This is a genomic window from Desmospora activa DSM 45169 (assembly GCF_003046315.1).
GTDB lineage: Bacteria > Bacillota > Bacilli > Thermoactinomycetales > DSM-45169 > Desmospora > Desmospora activa.
In genome coordinates, this window is record NZ_PZZP01000002.1 from 563,289 (window position 1) to 569,576 (window position 6,288).

Sequence of the window (6,288 nt, forward strand, 5' to 3'; positions counted from 1 at the left end):
GAAAGTTTCTCAATAAAGAAGGAAGATCAAGGTAAAAAGCGAATAAAAAACCAAGAGCAAACTGGGGGCCATGTCACCGCTGGATTCGGTCATGGCGGCGGAGAGGTGGCTGGATGTGAAGAAACCCGGGGACGGAGGAGATCGGAAGGTGCCCATTGCGTTTCATCTCGACGTTAAGTTGGATCATTTAACATCGTGGGTGGAAGGGATGCCGCAGCCGGCTTTGGTTCTGGATGACCATGGAAAGGTGATCGAAGTGAGCCAATCTCTCCTGAGCCAGGTCGGATGGGAGAGATCGTCAGTTCTCAACCAACCCTTTCAACGGTGGTTGTTGTTGCCGGAAAAAGGGGAACACCACCTTTTCCACCCCGGTGAGAGTAAGCCTAAACTGCTAACGTTACAAGGAAGCCTGTTGTCCCCAGATTACTCTCCTCTTCCTTCAACAATTCATTGGATCAGTGGAACTTCTGAGGGACATGGTTATCATTTGTTGATTTTTAATCCTGCATCCAGGGGATGGGGATTGTTTCATCACAGGATAGATCGATTGGCCGCCGATCTACAGCTTGGGATTATTGTTCTAGACGGCAACGGCAGGGTGGATGAGCTAAATCGATCCGCTCAGATGTTAATCGGCGTCAACCGTAATGATGTTTTGCGGCGACCGGTGGAACATGTATTTAATCATCCGATTGATGAAACAGGGAAACTTTCCTCCTTGTTAGAGAAAATACAGAATCGCATCCCATTTCGGGATCAGCCGGTTTCCTGGGTAGTGGGAGAGAAGCGGTTGGATGTGCGGTTGGATTATCAACCCCTTGGCAGATGGGAGGATCACATCATCGGTGCCTACTGCTTGATCCGGGATATGACCCAACTGCAATCCCTAGAAATGCAGGTGCGTCGAAACGATCGGCTGGCGATGATCGGACAGATTGCGGCGGGTACCGCCCATGAAATTCGAAATCCACTCACCTCGATTCGCGGGTTTTTACAAGTGATGAAACACGCCCTACAAGAAAAAGGAGAGTTAAAAGAACAGGGCTATACGGAGATTATGTTGCGAGAAATCGACCGCATCAACAACCTGCTGGGTGAATTTCTCCTGTTGAGCAAACCCCGAAGTGTTCGGATGTGTCCGGTACAAGTGGATGAAATCTGGAAAGAGCTGTTGCCGATCATTGAAAATGAAGCGATTCTTCACAATACAGAGGTTCGTTTTCAGGTGGAGAACCCATCCCTTCCGCGGGTAAAAGCGGATAAAGAACTGCTAAAACAAGTCTTCCTCAATCTGTGCAAAAACGGAATCGAGGCGATGGGAGATGGCGGCATTCTCACCATCCGCCTGTTTGCGATGACGGATCGGAAAGAGTTGGCGATTGAGGTATGGGATACCGGACCTGGGATTCCCCCGCACGCCGCGGAAAAGATTTTTGATCCCTTTTTTACCACCAAAGAACATGGAACAGGATTGGGTTTGTCCGTTTGCAAACGAATCCTCCAAGATATCGGAGGCAGAGTGGAATTCTCGTCTTTAGAGGATGGGACGGCCTTCACTGTACACATTCCTGTTATGGAGGATTGAGACTCTTAATTTTTTTCATACCCGCCTGTTTTTCAGGTGGGTGATTCTTTTGGAAAAAAGCCGGTTGGTGTAGTATGATAAATGCATCAACTCACCCGTGTCATTTAGTTTTTCAACGGGGCTTGGAGTGTTGCTCGTGTCTTATCGGGCCTTGTATCGGGTATGGCGATCTCAGACATTTGCTGATTTAATCGGACAAGAGCATGTGACCAAAACCTTGACCAATGCATTGGCGGAAGGGCACTTTTCCCATGCGTATCTGTTTAGCGGGCCACGGGGTACAGGGAAAACCAGTACAGCTAAGATTATGGCCAAGGCGATCAACTGCCTCAACGGCCCATCCCCGGAGCCTTGTAATGAATGTGAGGCATGTCGCAAAATAACAACGGGTTCCCTGATGGATGTTGTGGAGATTGACGCCGCTTCCAACAGGGGCGTCGATGAGATTCGCGATCTGCGGGATAAAGTGAAATACGCTCCCTCTGAAGTGCGTTACAAGGTATATATCGTTGACGAAGTTCACATGTTGACCACAGAAGCCTTTAACGCCTTGCTTAAAACATTGGAAGAACCGCCGGAGCATGTTGTTTTTATTCTGGCAACCACGGAGCCACATAAACTGCCCGCCACCATCATCTCCCGTTGTCAACGCTTCTCCTTTCGCCGTATTTCCCTGGCCGCGATTTTGCAGCGTTTGCGCATGATTTGCGAAGCCCAGAATGTGGCGGCAGAGGATGCCGCTTTAACGGTGATTGCCCAAGCGGCGGACGGTGGGATGCGGGATGCCCTCAGTCTGTTGGATCAAGTGATGGCATTTGCCGACGACGGAAAAATAAGCGAAGAAGCGGTTTTGGCAGTGACGGGGTCTGCTTCTCGGCAATCCCTGGCCGCGATTGTAGCCGGGATTCTGGAGCAAAAACCGTCAGACTGCTTGGAACGGGTTGACCGCTTACTAAATGAGGGCTTGGAAGCGGAACGCTTGATTCATGATCTCATTCATTTGACGCGAGATTTGATGCTGATTCGGACCGCTCCCGATTTGCAGGAGATAGAACAGCGATTGGGCGGGGATGCCATACTGGAGCAACTCGCCACCCAGTCGTCAGCGGTGCGATTGGGGCGGGTGTTGGAGCGGTTGATTTACACCCAACAGCAGATGAAATGGGCGGCCCAGCCCCGGATTTTGCTGGAGGTGGCGTTGGTAGATCTTACCCAATGTCCGCCGGATTCCACTGAAGCCGCAGCGGGGAAGGAAACGGACGATGTGCAGGAAATCGCCCGGTTAAAAGAAGAGTTACGGCAGTTGCGGCAGCAGTGGGAGGAGTGGAAAGGGGGGCGTTCCCATCTACCCACTTCCGCACCCACTTCCGCACCCGCTGACGCTTCTCCCCCAGCATCGGTTTCTTCACCAAATCCCAAAAAGAAAGTGCAGCCATCCCGTCCTCGACCCGCACCGGTGGCAAAGGGAGAGGTTGCGTCGATGCTGGCTCGTTCTACCCCCGAGCGGTTGCAGCGGTTAAAAGGGTTATGGCCTGAGGTGTTGGGGAGGGTAAAGGAGCGAAAAATCACGGTTCATGCTTGGCTGATCGATGGCGAACCGGTAGCTGCAGCGGAAGATGCCGTCTTAATCGCCTTTCGCAACGCCATTCATCGAGATACCACGGAACGGGAAGGCAACAAAGGATTGATCGAGGAAGTGTTGCAAGAAGTGATGGGCTCTTCTCAACGGTTGATCACGGTGATGAAAGAAGAGTTTGATGCCATCCAACCCGTAGAACAGGCTGCCCCTCCCGTTACCTCAACAACTTCCTCTAAAGGGGAGTCCGCCGACAGTGTCGCCGGAGGTCAGGGTGAACGGGATGATGATCCCGTCAAACAGGCCATTGATTTTTTTGGTAAGGATATGATCGAGATTACAGATTGATCGGGAGGAATTTCGATGAAAAACATGAATCAAATGATGAAACAGATGAAAAAGATGCAAGCACAAATGGCCAAAGCTCAGGAAGAACTGGGCAACAAAGAAGTGGAAGCCACTGCCGGCGGCGGGGTTGTCAAAGTTCGGATGAACGGGCACAAACAGTTGTTGGATATTTCCATAGCCCCGGAGGCTGTCGACCCTGAAGATGTAGAAATGCTACAGGATATGATCACAGCTGCTGTCAACGAAGCCATGAAAAAGGCGGACGAGTTGGCGGCGCAGGATCTGGGGAAATTGACCGGTGGCTTAAACTTGCCTGGAATGTTTTAAGGCCGACCACGAAATTGGTTTGATCTTATAACCTGAGTTAGAAAACAGGGAGGGGTGGTGGTTCGGCGAGCGACTCTGCCACGCATGGAGCGGAGGCGGATCACCACCCCCGACCGCCCCACGATCGGTTTATTAGCAGCCTCTGCCTGTTCTTAGGAACAGGCTTTTCTTATCCTAAATCAAAAGGAGTGACCGCGTTGTATGTACCTGAACCGATTTCCAAATTGATCGAGGGATTTATGCGCTTGCCGGGTATTGGACCAAAAACAGCGCAGCGATTGGCGTTTCATGTACTTGTGATGGAGGAAGAAGACGTATTAGACTTGGCAAAAGCATTGGCCCGGGCCAAACGGGATCTGCGGCAATGCCGTATTTGCAGCAACATCACCGATCAGGACGTTTGCAATGTATGCGCGGATAAGAACCGGGATCGTTCCGTCATTTGTGTTGTACAGGATCCTCGGGACGTGATTGCGATGGAACGGACGAAGGAATACAACGGTTTGTACCATGTTTTAAACGGAGCGATCTCCCCGATAGAGGGGATCGGCCCGGATGAGTTAAGCATCCCGCAATTGTTGAAACGGTTGGAAGATGAAACGGTCGCGGAACTCATTTTGGCCACCAATCCCAATATTGAAGGGGAAGCGACTGCGATGTATCTACAGCGTCTGGTTAAACCAGTTGGGCTAAAAGTAACCCGCATTGCCCATGGCTTGCCCGTCGGCGGTGATTTGGAATATGCCGATGAAGTTACTTTGACCAAGGCGTTAGAAGGACGAAGAGAGCTATAATAGAGGGGATGGTTTAACCTTGCTGCCTGCCCAATCCACCACTGCTGAATCACATTCGCAACCTCCGCTGGCTCAATTGCGCCATTGGTGTGCATGGTTTCTTTGTATCAGTTTTTTTTATATGGTTCCGATGGAGCTATCCACGTTGGAATGGCAAAAAACAGAGGAAGGCTTATGGCGCATCCAAAGTGCGGAGACACCAAGTTTGTGGATTGCATTTCAATACTTGTTATGGATGATAGTTACCTTCATTTCTTCGCTGCTGTTTATATTAACCGGCTCGGTTCAGAACTTTGCCTATGAGAAATTCGCATTCCAAAAGCAGGTCGAAGGCTTAACGGTGGTTTATTATTTTGCCTGGGTGCAATTTCTTACCATGGTGACGCTTTTTCCTTATTTTTTTATTTCCGGTTTTGGAGGCTTGGAATGGTTAGACTCTTTCTTTTCCTTCTTGCCACACTTTATTATGGTGGGAACAGCATTGGTGTTGTTTCGCGGCTCTTGGGAAGCGCTGGGCTTTGATCGACCCCGTGCAAGTCGCTGGCTCATGATGATCGGTGTGGTGGCGGGCTCTTATCTGTTGGTCTTCTTTTTCCTGGATTCGCTGGTGACGGAACCGGTGGCACGATGGTTTAACCTGGAGCTGGCATCCTGGCGCGAAGACGATATTTCAGCAGGGATCAGCCAAGCGGTGGAGTCGGGTTGGGTGTTTGTATTATTTCAGCTGCTCATCATCGGGGTGGTGGGTCCAATCGCTGAGGAAGTGGTTTTTCGCGGATTGTTGATGAAGCTGATGTGGCGCAAAATTGGTGTAGGATTGAGCATTCTACTCTCTTCTGTGATTTTTGCCCTCTTTCATGCTGACGTCGCTTTTTTTGCGCCGTTGTTGGCCATGGGTTTGGTGATGGGGATCTTGTATGCTTGGTTTCGTTCCCTGTGGGCACCCATTCTGTTTCATATTGTGAACAACTCCGTGTCTGTGTTATTTGAAGTATTTGGCTTTTAGGATGCCCCTGTTCTACTCCCTCGCTTGCGTTCATAGGCTTGTACTAGGCAATGCAAATGGATGACCGTCAGGATGACGATGGCAGCGGAAAGGAGCGAGTCGGATGCAATGGGGATGGTGGCTGTTGGTGGGGGTGGCTTCCTTATTATTGCTGATGGTGATTAGTCGATCGATTATCAAGCCTTTGCGCTGGGTGTGGTATGGAATTTTGTATACAGCCGTCGGTGGGTTGGTGCTGTTTGTTTTAAACTTGGCGGGAGATCTGATCGATTTTCGCCTACCCATCAATCCAGTAACAGCGATGATTACCGGTTTGCTGGGATTACCGGGGCTGATTTGTCTGATCGTAGTCAAATTGTTTTTAGTGGGTGGGTAAAAAGATAAAAAAACCTCTTGACGTAAAAGCCTGCCCATGTTAAATTAATATCTGTCGCCGCAACACGGCAGCGAAACAAAAAAACAACTTCAAAAAAAGTTGTTGACAAGATCATCACGGTTTGATAAGATAGATCTTGTCGCCGCAAGAGGCGGCAGGGCTGGAAAAGCCTGAAGCAACAAGCGTTCCTTGAAAACTGAAGAGCGAATGAACGACCCTGTTCAATTCTTATTATGAGCGTTTCAAGCTCTTTTTATGGAGAGTTTGATCCTGGCT

The 6,288-nt window shown here is 49.9% G+C and carries 6 protein-coding genes; all 6 read left to right on the forward strand.

Translation table 11 applies throughout. The features are described from left to right. Positions 1 to 115: 115 nt before the first annotated feature. The 6 genes from C8J48_RS16005 to C8J48_RS16030 all read left to right on the forward strand — a co-directional run bounded on the left by C8J48_RS16005 (position 116) and on the right by C8J48_RS16030 (position 6,012). Positions 116 to 1,585 (forward strand): ATP-binding protein, encoded by a 1,470-nt coding sequence (locus tag C8J48_RS16005; protein WP_245891252.1) that lies wholly within the window; start codon positions 116 to 118, stop codon positions 1,583 to 1,585. Between the two features lie 136 nt (positions 1,586 to 1,721). Then, entirely contained in the window at positions 1,722 to 3,509 is a 1,788-nt protein-coding gene (dnaX, locus tag C8J48_RS16010) for a DNA polymerase III subunit gamma/tau (protein WP_107728228.1), read from the forward strand. A gap of 15 nt (positions 3,510 to 3,524) precedes the next feature. Then, on the forward strand, positions 3,525 to 3,836 hold the full coding sequence (locus tag C8J48_RS16015) for a YbaB/EbfC family nucleoid-associated protein (protein WP_107728229.1): 312 nt from the start codon (positions 3,525 to 3,527) through the stop codon (positions 3,834 to 3,836). Positions 3,837 to 4,033: 197 nt separating this feature from the next. After that, a complete protein-coding gene (gene recR / locus C8J48_RS16020) occupies positions 4,034 to 4,630 on the forward strand; it encodes a recombination mediator RecR (RefSeq protein WP_107728230.1) in 597 nt (198 codons plus the stop codon). Positions 4,631 to 4,649: 19 nt separating this feature from the next. Continuing rightward, positions 4,650 to 5,636 (forward strand): CPBP family intramembrane glutamic endopeptidase, encoded by a 987-nt coding sequence (locus C8J48_RS16025; protein WP_107728231.1) that lies wholly within the window; start codon positions 4,650 to 4,652, stop codon positions 5,634 to 5,636. A gap of 103 nt (positions 5,637 to 5,739) precedes the next feature. Further along, positions 5,740 to 6,012 carry a pro-sigmaK processing inhibitor BofA family protein gene (locus tag C8J48_RS16030; RefSeq protein ID WP_107728232.1) on the forward strand — a complete coding sequence of 91 codons (273 nt, stop codon included), beginning with the start codon at positions 5,740 to 5,742 and terminating at the stop codon, positions 6,010 to 6,012. The last annotated feature ends 276 nt before the right edge of the window (positions 6,013 to 6,288 follow it).